Source organism: Sorangium sp. So ce296 (assembly GCF_051529605.1).
Classification (GTDB): Bacteria; Myxococcota_A; Polyangia; order Polyangiales; family Polyangiaceae; genus Sorangium; species Sorangium cellulosum_D.
This window is the reverse complement of sequence record NZ_CP150325.1, coordinates 14,166,065-14,184,383: the sequence shown is the minus strand read 5'-3', so window position 1 is coordinate 14,184,383 and position 18,319 is coordinate 14,166,065. Positions and strand designations below refer to the sequence as shown.

Sequence of the window (18,319 nt, the reverse complement as noted above, 5' to 3'; positions counted from 1 at the left end):
TTCAGCTCACCTCCAGCGTCGGTACGACGACGGCCGGCGGCACCACGCGGACGAAGCGGTCGCGTCGCGCGACCGGCTCGCCCTGGGTGCCGCGCGGGCCGGCGATCTTGCTCGCGGCGATGTCGAGCGTCTTGCCCTTCTCCGTCTCGACCGTGAGCGCGTCGTTCGGCCCGAGGGCGAGCGCGGCGCCGACCAGGCGCTCGCCTTCGGCGACCCGCATGACGACCGAGCCCTTGCCCGGGCCGGAGAGCAGCGCGAGCTCCTCCACGGCGACGCTGAGCGCCCAGGCGTCGCTCGAGGCGCAGAGCACCCGATCGGCGCCGTCCACGGCGTGGACGAAGAGCACCTCGTCGCCCTCGTTCAGCTTGGCGAAGCGGCGCCCCGAGCGCGTCGACGGGTCGCGGTGCGGCCGCAGCGAGAACCGGAAGCCGAGGCCCCCGCGGGTGATCGCGAGCGCGAACGGCGGCTCCGGCTCGGCGGAGTCCGGCGTGGGCGCAGGGACGTCGAGCGCCCTCGGGTCGAAGGAGAGCGTCGCGATCATCCGCTCGCCGTCCGCCAGCTTGAACAGCTTCTGCACGGGATCGCCGTAGCCGGTCGACTGCGGCACGTCGTGGATGCGGCACACGTAGCACGCGCCGAGGTTCGAGAAGAACGCGACCGTCGACCGCGTCGAGCCGGCGACCGCCGCGAGCACGCTGTCGCCCTCGCGGATGCGCGTCGAGGAGAGATCCTTCACCTCGCGCACACGCTTCACCCAGCCCTGCGCCGAGAGGATGACGTTCGCGTCCTCGGCCACGATGAAATCTTCCGCCTGGTACTCGGGCTCGTCGATCGAGCCGACCACCTTCGTGCGGCGCTTCTCGCCGTAGGAGCCCTTGATCTCGACGAGCTCGTCGCGGACGATCGCCCAGCGCTTCGCGTCGCTCTTGAGCAGCCCCTCGATCCGCTTCGCCTCGGCGCGCTTCTCGGCGAGATCCTTCTGCACGAGCAGGATCTCGAGGCGCGCCAGCCGGTACAGCTTGAGCTCGAGGATCGCGTCCGTCTGCTCCTCGCTCAGGGTGAAGCGCTTCATCAGCTTCTCGGCCGCGTCGGCCTTGCCCTCGCTCTTGCGGATGATCCGGATCACCTCGTCGAGCGCGTCGAAGATCTTCTCGAACCCCTCGAGGATCGTGATCCGCCGCCGCAGCTCGCCGAGCTCGAACTCGAGCCGCCGCGTCACCGTCGCGTAGCGGAAGTCGAGGAACTTCGTCAGGATCTCGTGGAGGCCGAGCCGCCGCGGCGCGGCGATGTCCGCGTTATCGGTGGGCACGAGGCAGGTGAGGTTGACCTGCACGTTGATCGCGAGCGGCGTCTGTTTGTAGAGGTACGCCATCACGAGCTGCGCGTCGGCGCCGCGCTTGAGCTCCATCACGATGCGCACCTCGGCGGTCGACTCGTCGCGCACGTCCACGAGCGTCGGCAGCTTCTTCGAGAGGATGACCTCGGCGATCTTCTCGACGATGGCCTTCCGCTCGATCCCGTACGGGATCGAGGTGATCACGAGCTGCGGCGCGGCGCCGCGCTTGCCGTCGCCCTCTTCCAGCTGCCACTCGCCGCGGAGCTTCAGCGAGCCCTGGCCGGACGCGTAGACCGCCTCGAGCTCCTTCTTCGTCGCGTGCAGCTGGCCCCCCGTCGGGAAGTCGGGCCCCTTCACGTACGACAAGAGCCGCTGCGTGGTGAGCTCGCGGTTCTCGATCAGCGCGACGCACGCGTCGATGACCTCGCCCAGGTTGTGCGGCGGGATGCTCGTCGCCATCCCGACCGCGATCCCCTGCGAGCCGTTCACGAGCAGGTTCGGGAAGCGGGACGGGAGGACGATCGGCTCGAAGCGGGTGCCGTCGTAGTTCGGCCGGAAGTCGACGGTGCGCTGGCCGAGCTCGCTGAGCAGCTCCAGCGCGAGGGGGCGGAGCTTCGCCTCGGTGTAACGCATCGCCGCCGGCGCATCGCCGTCCACGGAGCCGAAGTTCCCGTGGCCGGCGATGAGCGGCGCCCGCATCACGAAGTCCTGCGCCAGCCGGACCATCGCGTCGTAGATCGCGACGTCGCCGTGCGGGTGGTACTTGCCCATCACGTCGCCGACGACCGCCGCGCTCTTCCGGTACTTCGCGTCCGGCCCGAGGTGCAGGTCGTGAAGCATCGCGTAGAGGATGCGGCGCTGCACCGGCTTCAGCCCGTCGCGCACGTCGGGGAGCGCGCGCGACGTGATGACGCTGAGCGCGTAGTTCAGGTACCGGCGCTGCGCCTCTTCGGCGAGCGAGGTGTCGGGCGCCGGGGGCGGCGGGGGCTCGCTGTCGCCGGGCCGGCCGCCACGGCGGCCCTTGCGAGGCGCCTCACCGTCGGACGGAAGGGAGGGGGTTCGAGACACGCGTTACTCCAGGGAGTGCGCGGGCACCGGGTTGAACAGGTGCTCCGATGTTCAGGTGAACGCTGGCGAGCCTCGGCAATTACCCAGGGGCTCGCGCTCGGTCAAGGCTGCCTCGCGGGAATTTCTGGCAGCGCGTGCTCGCCTGCGCTCGTGCGGCCCCTGGCATAGCGTCAGATCGCCGAGAGATCGACCCGCACGCAGGGGTCGCGGCGCGACCCGTCGGCGATGCCCTGTTTTCGGCGTCCGCCCTTGAGACTCACGTCGCGCTGGGCTACGGGGTGGCGCCTTGTACGCGACAGGCACCCGTTCAATGCTTCGCCTCCCCGGCCGCTGGCTGCGGCTCGTCTGGCTCGGCCTCTTCCTGGTGTTCGTGGCGGCAGCGACGATGCGGCCGCGGCTCGCGGCAGCTCAGGTGCCCGGAGGAGCTCCGGGCGCGCAGCCGCCCGCGGGCGGCGCCCCACCGTCTCCCGCCCCGGCCGGCGCCGCTCAGCCGTCCGCTCCGGCCAACGCGACCCCGGCCAACGCGACCGGGGGGGCCCAGCCTGGCGCCGGTACACCTGCGCAGGGGGCCGCTGACACGGCCGAGCCGACGCTCGACGTGGCCCCCACGGAGGCCGAGCTCGCCCGTGGCCAGCCGGTGGTCCAGGTCACGGTCGCTGGCAACCGGCGCGTCTCGACCGAGGACGTGCTCGTCTACCTGGGCCAGACGCGCGTCGGTAAGCCGTTCACCCCGGAGGGGCTGGCGCGCGACGTGCGCGAGCTCTGGGACTCCGGCCTGTTCGATGACGTCGAGGTCGACCTCACCCGCCGCGACGACGGGGTGAGCCTGCGGGTGCTCGTCCGCGAGCGTCCGAGCATCAAGGCCATCGAGTTCTCCGGCAACAACGAGATCGACAGCGAGGACCTCACCGAGGCGCTCTCGGTCGAGATCAAGACCGGCACGATCCTGAGCTACGCGGCGGTCCGCCGCGGCGTGCAGAAGCTCCGCGACAAGTACGCCGAGGAGGGCTACTTCCTCGCCGAGGTCAGCTACGAGGTCAAACCGGAGCGGGAGAACCAGGTCACCCTCAAGTTCACCATCAAGGAGCACGCGCCCGTCACCGTCCGGCGCATCACCTTCATCGGCAACAACAACATCCCGGACGAGGAGCTCCGGGAGGTCATGCTCACGGGGAACGGGGGCTTCTTCGCCTTCGGCACGGGCGGTCCGTTCCGCCAGGACGCGTTCGAGCGCGACGTCCTCGTCATCAACGCCCTCTATTACGATCGCGGCTTCCTCGCGGTGCAGGTCGCGACCCCCAGGGTGATGCTCACGCCCGATCGCACGGGCATCGAGGTCACGCTGACGATCAACGAGGGGCCGCGCTTCCGCATCCGCTCGCTCCGCGTGTACGAGCGGGACGCCGACGGCCGTGAGATCGAGCCGCTCGGCGGGCGCCGAGCGCTGCGCGAGATGGTGCGGGCCAAGCCGGGCGACTGGTTCAACCGCGCCGAGCTGGCGAAGGATCTCAGCGCGATCCAGACGCTGTACCGCGACGCAGGCTACGCCAACGTCGAGGCGGTGCCCGAGACCCAGCCCGATCCTGACCGGCGGGAGGTCGACATCTCCGTCGGCATCCGCAGGAACCAGCTCGTCTACTTCGGGCGCATCGAGATCCGCGGCAACACCAAGACGCGGGACAAGGTGATCCGCCGCGAGATGGAGGTGGAGGAGCGGCAGCTCTTCAGCGAGACGAAGCTCGAGCGGTCGAAGCAGCGGATCACGGCGCTCGGCTACTTCGAGCGGGTCGACATCTCCACCGAGCAGGGCGAGGACGACCAGCACATCAACGTCAACGTCGACATCGGCGAGAAGCCGACGGGCACCTTCCAGATCGGCGCCGGCTTCTCGAGCGTCGAGAGCTTCATCGCGACGGCGCAGGTCCAGCAGGCGAACCTGCTCGGGAGCGGCCAGTCGCTCTCGCTCCAGGCGCAGATCTCGGGCCTGCGGCGCCTCATCGACATCCGCTTCTTCGAGCCGTACCTGTTCGACAGCCCGTTCTCCGCGGCGGTGAGCGTCTACAACCAGCTGCGGGCCTACAAGGAGTTCTCGCAGACCTCCACGGGCGGCTCGATCACGATCGGCTACCCGCTCATCGAGCCGGAGCTCCGCGCGCAGCTGACGTACACGCTGGAGAACGACGAGATCTCGTCGTCCACGACGACCGGCCTCGGCACGGCGGATCCGCGGTCCACGTTCCAGCGGCTCCCGCTCTACAACCTCTTCAACGACGGGATCACGTCCAGCATCCGCCCGGCGCTCACCTACGACACGCGCAACAACCAGCTCTTCCCGACGTCGGGCATCTACCTGCAGGGCTCGGTGGAGCTCGCCCACAGCGCGCTCGGTAGCCAGAACGAGTTCCTGCGGTATCGCGCCACGGGGCGGTTCTACTACCCGATCACGGACAGCCTGGTCCTCAAGCTGAACACCGAGGCCGGCATGGTGACGAGCCCGAACCCGGAAGGCGTGCCGATCTTCGCCCGCTTCTTCCTGGGCGGCATCCTCGACGTGCGCGGCTTCGAGATCCGGGACATCGGCCCGCGCCTCCCGCTCCGCGAGTCGCTCGATCCGAACTCCGCGCCGATCGCGAACGGCGCGAACATCGGCGGCAACCTGATGTACTACCAGAACCTGGAGCTGGAGTTCCCGCTCATCGAGGCGGTGCAGATCAAGGGCGTGGTGTTCACCGATCTCGGCAACGCGTGGAACCTCGAGAAGCTCTACTGCAACGCCGCCCCCGCTTCGCCGCACGACGTCACGAACCCGTGCTTTTCGCTCGAGCGCCTGCTCGATGTCCGCACGTCGTGGGGGTTCGGCTTCCGGTGGTTCTCCCCGCTCGGACCGCTGCGCTTCGAGTGGGGCTTCCCGTTCAAGCGGTTGCCCTACGAAGAGACGTACAAGTTCGAGTTCAACATCGGCAACTTCTTCTGAGTCGCCGGTCGGCGGGCGCAGCAGGGACGTGCGTGCCTCCAGCGCGCACCGCCCGTCGGCGCGCCCGCTGGCACGGTGGCGCGCGCTGCCCGCGGCGCGCGCTGCGCGCCTTCTCGCGCGCTGCCAGGCGGACCCTGCCCGGGATCGTCCCGGATGGCGCGCTGCGTGCGGCGCGCCCGCGGCGCCCGCGCCGGCGCCGGACACGGAGCGAATCGCGGTAAAGTACGGGGGCAGCGGGTTGCCCGGCGGGGGCGCGGCTGTTAGGTGGAAAGCTATGCGCCCGGAGCACAGCTCAATGGGGTTCCCCAAGCCAGGCAAGGCCTTGCTGGGGATGATGATCGCGGTCGGCTGTATCTGGGTGATGTTCACCCTGGGGCTGAACTGGGGAGGCGCCGGGGAAGGCGTGCTCGAGCCGTTCCTCGGCATCGGCGATCGCATCCTCCACGGCCAGGTATGGCGGCTGCTCACCGCGCCGCTCATCCACAGCCCGAGCGACCCGTGGCACTTCATCACGACGCTGCTCGGCCTGTACTTCCTCGGCACCTCGCTCGAAGAGCGCTGGGGTCCCGGCCGCATGGTGGCGTTCCTGTTCGGCTCCGCGGCCTTCGCGTTCGCGCTCCAGGTGGCGATCGGCGCGCTCTTCCCGAGGGTGGCCTCGCCCGTGTTTTACGGCGGCCTCGGCATGATCGAGGCCGTCGCCGTCGCGTGGGCGCTCGCGCACCGGCACGCCACGGTCCGCCTCTTCTTCGTCCTCCCGGTGACGGGCACCATGCTGCTCGTCTTCATCTTCGGCCTCTCGGTGCTCAACGTCATCGCCATGCGCGCCCCCCCCGAAGGGCTGATCACGCCGTTCGGCGGCATGCTGGCGGGCTACCTCTTCGGCGATTTCTCCCCGCTCCGCCGCTTCTACCTGCGGATGCGCTTCCGGCAGCTGCAGGCGCAATCCGCCGCGCTCCGCCGCGTCCCCGCGGCGCGCGGCCGCTCCGGCGGCGTCCCGCTCCGGGTCATCCCCGGCGGCCAGAAGGACCCGCCGAAGGACAAGCGCTACCTGAACTGAAGCGCGACGAGCGCTACGTGAGCTGAAGCCGTCGCGGCGCGCCCCTCACGCCCCCTGAGCACGCTCGCGCGCGGTCAGGGCGCAGAGCACCGGCGGAGCTCGTCGAGCGTCTTCGCGCGCGTGAGGCAGTCGACCTCGCCGGGATCCACCTCGTTCCCGGCGAGCTCCCGTTTGCAATCGGACGTCCACTCCGACGAGAGCCGCTCGCCCTCGCTCGCGATCACCACCGCGGCCTTCCCCGAGCTCCCCGGCTCCGCCGATCCCGATCGCTTCGCCTCCGCCGCCCACGCGGCGCGCATGGCTTCGCCGATCCTGCGGCAGTCGTCCTCGGAGAGGGTCTTGCCGCAGCCGCCGCCGAGGAGCGTGCCCGCGAGCACGAGGAGAACCCGAGCGGCGCGCCGTGCGCCGAGGGGGCTCCCCCCCGCGCGGGCGCGCGGCTCGCCGGGGAGAGGCACGCCGCGCGGCGAGCGCGCGGCGGCTACCTTCGGTTGCCGAGCAGGGCAGCCCACGGACTAGCTGTCGATGAAGCTCTTCAGCTGCTTCGACCGGCTGGGGTGCCGGAGCTTGCGGAGCGCCTTGGCCTCGATCTGCCGGATGCGCTCGCGGGTGACCTCGAAGTCCTGACCGACCTCTTCGAGGGTGTGATCGCTCTTCTCGCCGATGCCGAAGCGCATCCGGAGCACCTTCTCCTCGCGCGGCGTCAGCGTCTTCAGGACCTTACGGGTCTGCTCGGCGAGGTTCATGTTGATCACCGCCTCTGCCGGCGAGATCACGCTCTTGTCCTCGATGAAGTCGCCGAGGTGCGAGTCCTCCTCCTCGCCGATCGGGGTCTCGAGCGAGATCGGCTCCTTCGCGATCTTCAGGACCTTCCGGACCTTGTCGAGCGGGAGCTCCATCTTCTCGGCGATCTCCTCGGGGGTCGGCTCGCGGCCGTACTCCTGCACGAGGTAGCGCGAGGTGCGGATGAGCTTGTTGATCGTCTCGATCATGTGGACCGGGATGCGGATCGTCCGCGCCTGGTCCGCGATCGCGCGGGTGATCGCCTGCCGGATCCACCACGTCGCGTAGGTCGAGAACTTGTAGCCGCGCTTGTACTCGAACTTGTCGACGGCCTTCATGAGGCCGATGTTGCCTTCCTGGATGAGGTCCAGGAACTGGAGGCCGCGGTTCGTGTACTTCTTCGCGATGGAGACGACGAGGCGGAGGTTCGCCTCGACCAGCTCCGCCTTCGCGCGCTCCGCCATCCGCTCGCCCTCGCGGATGTTCTCGTAGGTCTCGCGGATCGCCGCGACGTCGATGTTGAGCTCCTCCTCGACCTTCTTCAGGCCCTTCTGGGCGTTCTTGATGGTCGACTCGAAGTCGTTGAGCTCCTCGCGGTTGACGTTGAGCTTCTTGGCGAGGCGGCCTTCGAGGGCGCGGTTGCCCTTCACCTTGATGAGCTCGCGCTTGAGCTCGCCCTTCGAGAGCCCCGTGCGGCGCTCCAGCTCGGTCGCGCCGGCCTCCGCCTTTTCGACCTTCGAGATGAGGCTCTTCAGCTTCTGGACGATCTTGTCGATCGTCCGCTTGTTGAGGCGCATCTCCTCGAGCGTCGTCACGAGCTCGGCCGTCGCCTGCGTCACCTCGACGTCGATCTGCTTGCGGCGGACCTCGGTCTTGACGTCTTTGCGCTCCTCAAGGAGCTCCGCCTTCTTCTTGTCGACGCGCTTCACCTTGTCGATGAGGCGGATGATGCGCCGGTCGGCCTCCTCCTCGTCGAACTCCTGGTCGTCGTTCTCGGCGTCCTTGATGAGCTCCTTCACCCGGATCTTGTGCTTCCGGAGCTTCTCGCCGAGATCGATGATCTCGCGGACGGCGATGGGGGAGTCGAGGATCGCGGCGTTGACCTTCTGCTCGCCGATCTCGATCCGCTTCGCGATCTCGACCTCGCCCTCGCGGGTGAGCAGCGAGACGCTGCCCATCTTGCGGAGGTACATCCGGACGGGATCGTTCGACTTCGAGTAGTAGTCGACGTCCTCTTCCTCGCGGTCGGGCGTGACGACGAGCTTCTTCTCGCCCGCCTCCTCGTCGGCGATGCGCTTCGGCGCGATCTTCACCTGGGTCGCGCCGTCGACGATCTCGATGTCCTCGTCGCCGAGGGCGCCCACCACGTCGTCCAGCTGATCGGGCGCGACGTCCGCGGGGAGCGCGTCGTTCACCTCGTCGTAGGTGAGAAAGCCTTTGCTCTTGCCGGTCTCGACGAGCTTCTCCAGGGTCTTCCGGTCCTTCTCGGACCGCTCGGCTCGGATGCCCGCGTCTCCTTTGTTGCTTGGGCGTGCCCCTCCCTCAGCGTGCCCGCGTGTCGAAGCGTGCCGCGCGCCGTTGAGCGCGCCGCCCCCCGCCGCCCTCGCGACCCCGCCTGCCCGACCGGAAGATTGCTTGGCCTTGCTCGCCATTACCTCATGCTCCACTTACGGCGACCAGCTCGCCGCGACCGACAAGACACACCAGATGATTCCGAGAAACTCTAGGGATCACGCACGTCGGGCCGCCACGTAGGGGCGACACGGAACGCATCAAGGAAGACCGAGCCCCCCCGCTCTTCGCTGGAATAGATCACGCAGCAACGCGTTCTCAGCATCGGCGTCGACCGCGCTCTTCTGGAGCTGGCTCATGACGGCCGCCTTCTGTCGCGCCAGGGCCTGCCTGCTCAACTTTTGTGAATTCTCCAAGAGCGTCGCCTTGGCCGTTGAGGCCGCTTCGAAGACAGGCGAGACCAGCCGTCCAGCCGCGAATGAATGGATCGGAGCCGGGACTTGCGCAAGAAATTCGCCGGCGGCAAGTCCCATTTCAAATGTGAAATTTTGACGCGCTGCGACAACCGCCAGGGCGACCTCGCCCTCGAGGCATTCCAGCGCGCTCTGCACGTCGTCGTCGGCCAGAAGCTCAGGAAAATCCAGGATCGAGCCGAGGATCTCGAGGCTGACCTCCTGGACCTGCGCGCGTGAGCGCGCGCGCTCCCACGTCTCGGTCGTCTGTCCGGAGGGGGTCACCTCGCGGGTGGGCTGGCTCCGCGGCCGGGAGAGCGACTCCTCGACGACGCGCTCGAGCTGCCGGAGGTCGTCGGGCGAGCGGCCGCCGATCACGAGCTTCGAGGAGACGCGATCGGCGTAGAGCTTCGCCATCATCCTGAGGTTCGGATCGTCCTCCTCGGCGAGCAGCGCGGCGACGGCGCGCACGCGGGCGAGCTGCTCGGGCAGCGACGAGCCGCCGAAGCTGTCGCCGTCGAGCGCCTCGTCGATGAGGTGCTCGAGCAGGCCGCGCGCGGCCTTGAGGATGCGGGCGACGGCGTCGGGGCCGTGCTTGCGCGCGAGGTCGTCGGGATCGACGCCCGCCGGCAGCACGGCGACGCGCGCGCTGAGGCCCGCCTCGCGGCAGGGGGAGCGCGCCGCGCGCGTGGCCTTCTTGCCGGCCGCGTCGCCGTCGAAGAGCAGGGTGACCGCGGGCGCGAAGCGCTTGATGAGCTTCGCCTGCCCGGGCGTGAACGCGGTCCCGAGCGGGGCGATCGCGTGGCCGATGCCGCGCGCGTGGAGGGCGACGACGTCGAAGTTGCCCTCCACGAGCACCGCCTCGCCGCGCTGCCGGATCGCCTGGCGCGCCTGGTAGAGCCCGAAGAGGTGCTCTCCCTTCGTGTAGATCGGCGACTCGGGGCTGTTGATGTACTTCGCCGGCGCGCCGTCGGCCTGCGGCGCAGGGCCGCTGATGCCGAGCGACGAGAGCTCGGCGGGGCTCGGGTCGGGCAAGGCGCGCCCGCTGAACGCGATCACCCGGCCCATGACGTCGGTCACGGCGAACATGAGCCGGTGGCGGAAGCGGTCGTAATGGCCGCTCCCCGACGAGCGCGGCACGAGGAGCCCGACGCGCTCGGCGAGGACCGGGGAGACGCCTTGCTGCCGCAGGTAGGTGGCGAGCGCGTCCCAGCCGAACGGGGCGTAGCCGATCCGGAACGCCTGGAGGGCCTCGGAGATCGGGTCGACGCCGCCGTCGCCGTCGCGGAGGGGCAGACCGCGTCGCGCGAGCTCCTCGTGGGCGTGGCGCGCGAGCGGGTGGGGGCCGCTGCCCGGGCCGCCGCGGAGGCTGTGCTCGAAGAACGTCGCGGCGAGGTGGTTGACGGCGTAGAGGTCGTCCTTCGACCTGCGCGCCGCCTGCGCTTCGCGCCGCTCGGCCTCGGTCATCGACTCCGCCACCTCGATGCCGGCGCGCTCGGCGAGCGCGCGCACCGCCTCGGCGAACGTCCGGCCCTCGAGCTTCATCACGAAGTCGATGGCGCTGCCGGTCTCCTTGCAGCCGAAGCAGTGATAAAACCCGCGGTTCGGGTTCACGTGGAAGCTGGGCGTCTTCTCCTTGTGGAACGGGCAGAGCCCGGTGAAGGAGAGCCCGCGGCGCGTGAGGCGCACGCTTTCGCCGATGAGCGCTACGAGATCCGTGCGCTCTTTCACGAGCGCGATCGTCTCCGGAGAGATCATGGGCTGCCTTGAGGGCCCCGTGCGCGCGGGGCCCGCAGAACATCACGGGTGGACCCAGACAGCGTGGCGCGGTTCGCGCCACCGCCTCGGCGGTGCGGATAGCTCACGAAGCGGGAGATCCCCCAGCCCCTCGCGGCTTGTGTGAAGAACAGTGTCCTGTGCGGCGGCCGCACGCGCAAGGCGGTAGCCGCCAGGTACGTCACTTCGGATCGGGGAACGGAGAGCCGGGCCTCTTGTGGTCCGTGAGGCTCTCGTCGGGCTGGGAGGCCTCGACCATCTCCTCGACCGACGGCGCCTCGGCGTGATCGGCGAGGAATCGCGTGTCCTCGCGGACCATCGGAGGGGGCGGGTCGCCGATGAGCTCGAGCTCGGTGGCGAGCCACTGCTCCTCTTCGATGAGCTCACGACGGCGCGGATCAGTCAGGTCGCCTTGCCAGTGGTCGAGCTCTGCATCGACCTCCTTCAGCCGGCGGCGCACCCGCACGACGTCGACGTCGTCCTTCATGGCGAAGCGCTCGGTGAGCAGCAGCGCGGTATCGTTGGCGACCTCGACGAATCCATGATGGACGGCCAGGCGGTGCTCCTGGCCGTTCTGGTGGTACGTCACGAGGCCGGTCCGGAGGGCGGCGAGCAGGGGCAGGTGGCCCGGGAGCACGCCGAACTCGCCGGCGACGCTCGGCGCGGTCACGTCGGTGACCTGCTCGCGCAGGGCGACGCCGGTCGGCGTCACGATCTCGAGGAGGATGGTGTCGGCCATGGCCGCGTCAGGCCGCCTTTCTCGAAGCCCGAGCCTTCACCTCGTCGATGCCGCCCATCTCGAGGAAGAGGTCGTTGCCCTCGCGCGTCCGCTCACCGACGCCGGCGAAGACCGACACGCCGCCGTGCGCCTTCGCGACGTTGTTGATGAGCTCCAGGATGAGCACCGTCTTGCCGACGCCGGCGCCGCCGAACAGGCCGATCTTGCCGCCCTTGCGGTAGGGGGCGATGAGGTCGATGACCTTGATGCCCGTCTCGAAGACCTCGACCTTCGTCGACTGCTCGATGAACGGGGGCGGCTCCCTGTGGATGGGCGCCAGCTTCTTGGCGTGCACCGGGCCGGCCTCGTCGATCGGCACGCCGACGACGTTCAGGATGCGGCCGAGGCACTCGTTGCCGACCGGCACCATGATGGGCTTGCCGGTGTCGCGGACTTCCATGCCGCGCACGAGGCCGTCGGTGGAGTCCATCGCGATGGTGCGCACCGTCGACTCGCCGAGGTGCTGGGCGACCTCGAGCACGAGGTTGTCGGGCTCGGCCGAGATGCTCGGGTTGCTCAGCTTGAGCGCGTTCAAAATCTTGGGCAGCTGGCCCGACGGAAAATCGACGTCGACGACCGGTCCGATGACCTGGGTGATCTTTCCAACAACCATGGAGCGGGAGCCCTCCTCGTACGAGCTTTGACGAGTCGCGCGGCCCACTAGCACGGGCCTGCGCGTCCGACTAGTGGCCGCATACCAGAAATCCCGCGGAGCTTCTGCGGCGCTTCTCACGGATGTCTCGAGGCGAGGCGCGTGCGGCGCGAGGCCTTGTCTTCCCGGGGCGTGGCCCCATAGAGCGCGATCGCCCTCCGGCGAGCGGCGCCCGCGCGCGGACGCGGTCAGCGGCCCCGCTCGGCGGCGATCCGCGCGAACGCCTCGACGCTGAGCGTCTCGCCGCGCGCGTCGAGCGAGATGCCGGCGTCCTTCGCGTGGCGCGCGAGCTCCTCGGACGACCAGCCGTAAAGGTTCTTCCAGGCGTTCCGGAGCGTCTTGCGGCGGGCCGAGAAGGCGGCGCGCACGGCGGCGCGGAAGGCGTCGGTCTCCTCGGCGCGCCTCGGGCGCCACGGCGTCAGGACCACGACGGCGGAGTCGACCTCGGGCCTCGGGTAGAACGCGCCGGCCCGCGCGACGAGGAGCCGGCGCACGTCGAACGCGGCCTGCACGAAGACCGAGAGCGCGCCGTAGTCGCCGCTGCCGGGGGCCGCGATGAGGCGCTCCGCCACCTCGAGCTGCACCATGAACACCGCGCGATCGATCTGGTCGGCGATCGTGGTCGCCTGCTCGAGGAGCCGGCCCGTGAGCTGGTACGGGAGGTTCCCGGCCACCGCGTGCGGGCGCGGACGGCCGGAGAGCGAGGCGACCCAGTCGACCTGCGCGGCGTCGGCCTCAAGCAGCGTCAGCCGGCCGCCCTCGATCGGATCGGCGAGCTGCTCGCGCAGGATCGGGACGAGGTCGCGATCGCGCTCGATCGCGACGACGTGCGCCGCGCGATCCAGGAGCGGCCGCGTGAGCGCGCCGAGCCCAGCGCCGATCTCGATCACCGCGCCGCCCGTGGGCGTCGTGGCGGCCTCGGCGATCCGGCGCGCCGCCTCGACGTCGACGAGGAAGTTCTGCCCGAACCCCTTCTTCGGGGCGAGGCCGCGCGCGCGGAGCAGCTCTGCGATCGACATCGTTCGTCCTCAGGTCTGCGGCGGGGGCGCCCCGCCGTGGGGCGCGGCCGCGGTTGGGCTCGGCGCGGCCGCGGTGGTCGCGCGAAGCCGCACCACGCGCACGCCGGCCTTTCGGAGCGCCGCCTCGCGGCGGGTCTGCGCCACCCGCGCGCGGACGAGCACGGCCTCGGCCGCGATCGGCGCGAGCTCCTGGAACGCCTTGTCTGCCGGCGTGGGGCGCCGCTGCTCGTCGTCCGCCTCGCTCTCCTGCGGCCGCGGAGGCTCCCAGGGAGGAGCGAGCCCCGGCTCGAGGTCGGGGAGCGTCCACATCACGTGGACCGCCCTGCGCGAGAGCCGTCGCACCGCCTCCGAGAGCCGGCCCAGCTGCGCGTCGGCGGGCGGCGGCGCGAGGACGTAGACCATGCTCGCGCGCGGCTTGGTGCGCGCGATGTGCGTGAGCGACTCCGCGACGCTCACGGCGGGATCGCGCCGGTCCGGCTCGGACCGCGCGGGCGACTCGATGCCGTAGCTCGCGAGGTAGCGGCGCAGCGTGCGCTCGCGCTGCGAGCGCCCGAGCGGCGCCGGCGCCGAGAACGGCGCGCGCGAGCGCATCGAGTCGGCGCGGGCGGCCAGCCGATCGAGGTCGCCGCGGCGGAGATCGTCGAGGCCTCGCGCGTCGAGCGGCCTGAGGTGCTCGAGGACGCGCGCCGCGACGTCCGTCTCGTCGAGCTCGCTGCGATCCGCGTCGTACGTGCCGCACCCGACGGTGAGCGCGTGCGCGATCTTCTGGCCGTGCCCGGGGCCGTGGTCGGGCGCGATCGTCACGCGAGGGCCGGGCGCGAGGATGATGAGCCCGACGCGGTCGCCGCGGCCGAGGTGCCGCGTGGCGATGGCCGAGGCCTCGTCGATCATGAGGTCGAGCGGCGCGCGGCCGAGCGGCCCGGCCCAGAGCTCCACGGCCGCGTCGACGAGGATCCAGACCACATCCCGCTCCTCGCGCTCGAACTCGCGCACGAGCAGCGTGCCCCGGCGCGCGCTCGCCTTCCACGCGATCTTCCGGAAGGGATCCCCCGGCTGGTGCTCTCGCAGCTCGCGGAGGTCGTCGCCCTCGCCGCGCACGCGCCCGGGCTTGCCGGAGGCCGCGAGCAGGTGGCTGCGCCCGCCGCGCGGCTGCGTCAGGTACGGCATGAAGGGGCGCGGCAGGACCTCGATCCCGTAGGGGTTCGCGAAGGTCAGGGGCACCTCGAAGAGGCCCGGAGCGCCGTGCACCTCGAGCGCGAGCCCGTGGAGCCCGTGCTGGCCGACGCGCGGCGTGCGCACGACGACCTTCACCTTGAGGCGCCCCGAGGCGGAGACCTCTCCGCGGCTCGGCTCGATGCGGACGTCCAGCTGCGACGAGGCGATCGCGCGCAGCTTGACGTAGCGGGCCGCGAGCGTGTCGCGGTTGCGCACCTCGGCCTCGATCTCCACGGTGCCGCCGCGCGCGGACCGGAGGACGCGCCGCGAGCCGCCCCAGAGCATCTCGAACCCGGCCGCGCGGATGCGGGCCACCGACACGAGCGTCACGCCGCGGGCGAGCGCGATGGCGACGAGGATCGCCCCGCCCCAGCCGACGATCGCGGGCTCGCGCGCGATGAGCCCTGCGCCCATGACCGCGACGCCGGCGATGGCCAGGTGGGCGGCGGTGCGCGTGGGGTAGAGCTGCATGGGGAGCTACGCCGGCCGCGCCGCGCGGCGGTAGCCGACGCGCTGCACCGCCTCTTCGATGATCGCGTCGCGCGCCTTCGGATCCACGTCCGCGTCCGGCACGAGCACCAGGCGGTGCGCGAGCGTCGCGGGCGCCATGCCGCGCACGTCGTCCGGCGTCACGAACGGACGCCCGCCGATCACCGCCGCCGCCTTGGCCGCCTGGATCAGCGCGAGCGTGGCGCGCGGCGACGCGCCGAGCAGCACGCGGGGGTGCGTCCGCGTGAACCCCGTGAGGTTGACCGCGTACTCGTACAGATCCTCCTCGACGTGGATCCGCCGCGCGACGCCCTGGAGCATGAGGAGGTCCTGGACGGCGAGCGTCGCCCGCGCCCGCGGCGGCTCGACGTTGTGCGCGCGGAGCATCGCCACCTCGTCCTTGTGCTGCGGGTAGCCGAGGCTCACGCGGATGAGGAACCGGTCGATCTGCGCCTCCGGAAGCGGGTAGGTCCCCTCGAGATCGATCGGGTTCTGCGTCGCCAGCACCATGAAGGGCGACGGCAGCTCGAAGCGATCGCCCTCGATCGTCACCTGCCGCTCCTGCATGGCCTCGAGGAGGGCCGACTGGGTCTTCGCCGGGGCGCGGTTGATCTCGTCGGCGAGCACGAGGTTCGCGAAGATCGGGCCGGGGCGCAGCGTGAAGGTCCCCTCCTTGGGCGACAGGACGTAGGTCCCGGTGATGTCGGCGGGCAGGAGGTCGGGCGTGAACTGGATCCGCCGGACGGACGCGCCCAGCGCGGCCGCGAACGCCTTGACCAGCGTGGTCTTCGCGACGCCGGGGACGCCCTCCAGCAGCACGTGTCCCTGCGCGAGCAGGGCGGTGAGCATCAGATCGATCGCGCGCGGCGATCCGATGTAAACGCGCGTGATCTCCCGCCGGACCGCCTCGATCCGCTCCCTGGCAGCGGAGATTTCGTCGACGGCGACGGCCTGAACCTGGTTCATCGAGCGCCTTTGTCAGAGGGTGGTGTTGCGGGCTTCGCTGCCGCGGGTGAGGGCCGCGCCTCGGGGGACGCGGTCAAAGGGGCGGAGGGCGCGCCGGGGTGAGGGTGAGGTCCCCGCGGCGGCTTTCGGCCGTCGGCGCCGCAGGCGGCGAGGACGCTCCGCACGACGTCGGCGGCGTGCAGGAGCGCGGGCCGGGACACGTTCGCCGGCTTCCCGGCGACGACGGACGCTTCGACTCGGTACATGGTGCCCAGTACCTCCTTGAATGCCGAGAGGGTCCGCTCGTCAAGAGCTCCCTCTCGGGCCACGAGCCGCGCGACCGCCTCCTGCGGCGGGTTCGTCTCGAGGCCGAACCGCACGGACAGGGCCTCGAACAGGGCGCTCTTCAGCTCGAGGAACGCGAGCCCGCGCGGGGACGAGGGGGCGGCGAGGACGGCGAAGCGCCCGGCGGCGCCTCCCTGCGCGACGAGCGGCGTGGGGCGGGCGTACCGGGGGAGCGGGCCCCGGTAGGGCCGCGCCGAGGCGCGCGCGGTCCAGATCGCGAGGGCGAGGCCGGCGAGCGCGGCGAGGGCGAGGAGGGCGCCGCCGGGGAGCCCCTCGCGGCGCGCGTCCTCGACGGCGGACGCGAGCGCCTTGAGCTGCGCGTCGAAGTCCTTGCGGAGCGACGTCTCGCCGCCGAACGAGCTCTCCTCGTCGAACCGGTTCGCGACGATGTAGAGCCGACCCTTGTGCGGCTGAGCTCCATCCTCGTCGACCAGGTAGCGGGTCAGGCCCGAGGCGAAGGCGCGGTTGCCCGGGTACCGGAGCATCATGTTCATCAGCGCGGACGGGTCGCCCATCGCGAAGAGCCGGCCCTTGCCCACCTGCCCGGCGACGGCGACGATCACGTCCGGCTCGCTGAGCGCGCGGATCCGCAGCACGGGCGAGAGGTTCGGGTGCCGGAGGCCGGTCGCGTGGTTCGTGACGAGCCGATCGACGTGGCTGACGACCGGGTGCCGGCCGACCGAGTGGCCGCCGACGGTGTCGGCGACGGGCTCCGCGATGGCGAGGGCGGCGCGGTTCCGGAGCGCGGCGAGCGGCCGGGTCGGCGTCGGGATGCGCTCGATCTGGAACCGCCGGAGCGTGTCGTCGCCGCGGCCGAAGTCGTCGACGATCGCGAGCCGCCCGCCGGCCTTCATGAACGAGGTCGTCTCGTCCGCGTCGAGCGACTGCATCGGGTGGAGCACGAGGATGCCGTCCTCCGGGCCGATCTGGCTCCAGTCGAGCACAGCGACGGGGTGGACCCTGGCGACGCCGAGCTCCGCGCGCGCGATCTCTAGGAACTCCGAGCACCCCTCCCAGCTCGTGTCGTTCACGTCGAAGGCCGCGCTCGCTGTTCGAGCGGACGCGAGCAGCGCGATCAGGGCGACGAGCGCCGCGAGCGCGGCCTGGAGGGAGCAGGATGTCGCCCGCCGGTGCACCGGCAGACGCCGACGATCCCTGTGAAATTCGAAGGATGCGTGCGCAAGCCACGCGCCGTGCCGCGTCATGAGCGCCGCGAACATACCACTGTCGGCCCGAGCGATAACCTTGACCCGCCATCCCACATTGCTAGATTCGCTTCTAAGAGCGGGGTGCTTTCTCCCAGACCTCGTTCCACCAAATCGGCCGAGCACTCTACGAGGTGGAGGGGTTAGTCGATGCTTCCTCCGTTCATCATCGAGCAAATACGGCAGCGCGAAGAAGAGAAGGATCGGTCGCGAAGAGAAGAAATTCGACCGCGCCTCGAGCTGCCGATCGAACGCTACCCTGCACCTCGTCGTCTTCCCGACACGGAAGAGGACGATCCCAACCGGGGCGTCATCATCCTCGACCTGGGCTGACGCCACGTACGGCACGCCCCTCCGCGATCTCCGTGGAGACGCCGTCCCAACGGCCGAGCCCGCGGGACGTCCCCCCGAGCCCGCTCCGCTTTCCCCGCAAATCCCGAAACACCGGCGTCCACGCATCCTCCGATGCGCGCGCGTGACGCTCGGTTTCTCGTCTTACCCGAGCTCGTCCGGCGAGGACGGGATGACCGCAGGCCCGTGCCGCGTGCGGGGCATCCGCGTGCGCGGCACGCGTGCGCGGCACGCGGCACGCGGCACAGGGACGGGGTGGTGCGGGCCTGAAAAGTTGACCGATGTGGGGCTTGCCACGCGTGTGCGGGGTTGACCCGAGGCAGGATCTTCGCCTAGGTTGCGCCCCCACTTCTGGCGCCGGGCAC

12 protein-coding genes and 1 pseudogene are annotated in these 18,319 nt (G+C 70.7%); 3 read left to right on the top strand and 10 right to left on the bottom strand.

Annotated elements, in window-relative coordinates; all coding sequences use genetic code 11:
- Position 1: 1 nt before the first annotated feature.
- Positions 2–2,404 carry a DNA gyrase/topoisomerase IV subunit A gene (locus WME98_RS52360; protein ID WP_437949053.1) on the bottom strand — a complete coding sequence of 801 codons (2,403 nt, stop codon included), beginning with the start codon at positions 2,402–2,404 and terminating at the stop codon, positions 2–4.
- Positions 2,405–2,714: 310 nt separating this feature from the next.
- Here WME98_RS52360 and bamA point away from each other — a divergent pair, with 310 nt between their 5' ends.
- The gene (gene bamA, locus WME98_RS52355) at positions 2,715–5,378 is read left to right on the top strand and encodes an outer membrane protein assembly factor BamA (RefSeq protein WP_437949052.1); all 2,664 of its coding nucleotides are present in this window, start codon (positions 2,715–2,717) and stop codon (positions 5,376–5,378) included.
- A gap of 295 nt (positions 5,379–5,673) precedes the next feature.
- Positions 5,674–6,435 (top strand): rhomboid family intramembrane serine protease, encoded by a 762-nt coding sequence (locus WME98_RS52350; protein WP_020737351.1) that lies wholly within the window; start codon positions 5,674–5,676, stop codon positions 6,433–6,435.
- Between the two features lie 74 nt (positions 6,436–6,509).
- On the opposite strand, the gene WME98_RS52345 is transcribed toward WME98_RS52350, so the two are convergent.
- The 9 genes and pseudogenes from WME98_RS52345 to WME98_RS52305 all read right to left on the bottom strand — a co-directional run bounded on the left by WME98_RS52345 (position 6,510) and on the right by WME98_RS52305 (position 17,534).
- Positions 6,510–6,812: a hypothetical protein gene (locus WME98_RS52345; protein ID WP_437949051.1), complete on the bottom strand. Its 303-nt coding sequence runs from the start codon at positions 6,810–6,812 to the stop codon at positions 6,510–6,512.
- A 135-nt stretch (positions 6,813–6,947) separates the two neighbouring features.
- On the bottom strand, positions 6,948–8,867 hold the full coding sequence (rpoD, locus tag WME98_RS52340; RefSeq protein ID WP_020737349.1) for an RNA polymerase sigma factor RpoD: 1,920 nt from the start codon (positions 8,865–8,867) through the stop codon (positions 6,948–6,950).
- A 120-nt stretch (positions 8,868–8,987) separates the two neighbouring features.
- The gene (gene dnaG / locus WME98_RS52335; RefSeq protein WP_437949050.1) at positions 8,988–10,937 is read right to left on the bottom strand and encodes a DNA primase; all 1,950 of its coding nucleotides are present in this window, start codon (positions 10,935–10,937) and stop codon (positions 8,988–8,990) included.
- Positions 10,938–11,136: 199 nt separating this feature from the next.
- The gene (gene atpC, locus WME98_RS52330; RefSeq protein WP_437331313.1) at positions 11,137–11,694 is read right to left on the bottom strand and encodes an ATP synthase F1 subunit epsilon; all 558 of its coding nucleotides are present in this window, start codon (positions 11,692–11,694) and stop codon (positions 11,137–11,139) included.
- A 55-nt stretch (positions 11,695–11,749) separates the two neighbouring features.
- A pseudogene (locus WME98_RS52325) lies at positions 11,750–12,346 on the bottom strand (F0F1 ATP synthase subunit beta); the annotation flags it as partial.
- Between the two features lie 227 nt (positions 12,347–12,573).
- Positions 12,574–13,404 carry a 16S rRNA (adenine(1518)-N(6)/adenine(1519)-N(6))-dimethyltransferase RsmA gene (gene rsmA, locus WME98_RS52320; RefSeq protein WP_061625143.1) on the bottom strand — a complete coding sequence of 277 codons (831 nt, stop codon included), beginning with the start codon at positions 13,402–13,404 and terminating at the stop codon, positions 12,574–12,576.
- 9 nt (positions 13,405–13,413) lie between these two features.
- On the bottom strand, positions 13,414–15,090 hold the full coding sequence (locus tag WME98_RS52315; RefSeq protein WP_437949049.1) for a DUF58 domain-containing protein: 1,677 nt from the start codon (positions 15,088–15,090) through the stop codon (positions 13,414–13,416).
- A 6-nt stretch (positions 15,091–15,096) separates the two neighbouring features.
- Positions 15,097–16,074, bottom strand: a complete 978-nt coding sequence (locus WME98_RS52310) for an AAA family ATPase (RefSeq protein ID WP_129577008.1) — start codon at positions 16,072–16,074, stop codon at positions 15,097–15,099.
- Entirely contained in the window at positions 16,071–17,534 is a 1,464-nt protein-coding gene (locus WME98_RS52305; protein WP_437949048.1) for a DUF4350 domain-containing protein, read from the bottom strand. The genes WME98_RS52310 and WME98_RS52305 overlap by 4 nt, the downstream gene beginning before the upstream one ends.
- A 219-nt stretch (positions 17,535–17,753) precedes the next feature.
- On the opposite strand from WME98_RS52305, the gene WME98_RS52300 reads away from it, so the two are divergent.
- Complete coding sequence (locus tag WME98_RS52300; protein ID WP_080682315.1) at positions 17,754–17,936, top strand: hypothetical protein; 183 nt, start codon at positions 17,754–17,756, stop codon at positions 17,934–17,936.
- Positions 17,937–18,319: the final 383 nt, after the last annotated feature.

Coding starts and splice junctions, on each gene's coding strand:
- bamA (WP_437949052.1), top strand. CDS start 2,715: ATGCTTCGCCTCCCCGGCCGCTGGCTGCGGCTCGTCTGGCTCGGCCTC.
- WME98_RS52350 (WP_020737351.1), top strand. CDS start 5,674: ATGGGGTTCCCCAAGCCAGGCAAGGCCTTGCTGGGGATGATGATCGCG.
- rpoD (WP_020737349.1), bottom strand. CDS start 8,867: ATGGCGAGCAAGGCCAAGCAATCTTCCGGTCGGGCAGGCGGGGTCGCG.
- dnaG (WP_437949050.1), bottom strand. CDS start 10,937: ATGATCTCTCCGGAGACGATCGCGCTCGTGAAAGAGCGCACGGATCTC.
- atpC (WP_437331313.1), bottom strand. CDS start 11,694: ATGGCCGACACCATCCTCCTCGAGATCGTGACGCCGACCGGCGTCGCC.
- rsmA (WP_061625143.1), bottom strand. CDS start 13,404: ATGTCGATCGCAGAGCTGCTCCGCGCGCGCGGCCTCGCCCCGAAGAAG.
- WME98_RS52315 (WP_437949049.1), bottom strand. CDS start 15,090: ATGCAGCTCTACCCCACGCGCACCGCCGCCCACCTGGCCATCGCCGGC.
- WME98_RS52310 (WP_129577008.1), bottom strand. CDS start 16,074: ATGAACCAGGTTCAGGCCGTCGCCGTCGACGAAATCTCCGCTGCCAGG.
- WME98_RS52300 (WP_080682315.1), top strand. CDS start 17,754: ATGCTTCCTCCGTTCATCATCGAGCAAATACGGCAGCGCGAAGAAGAG.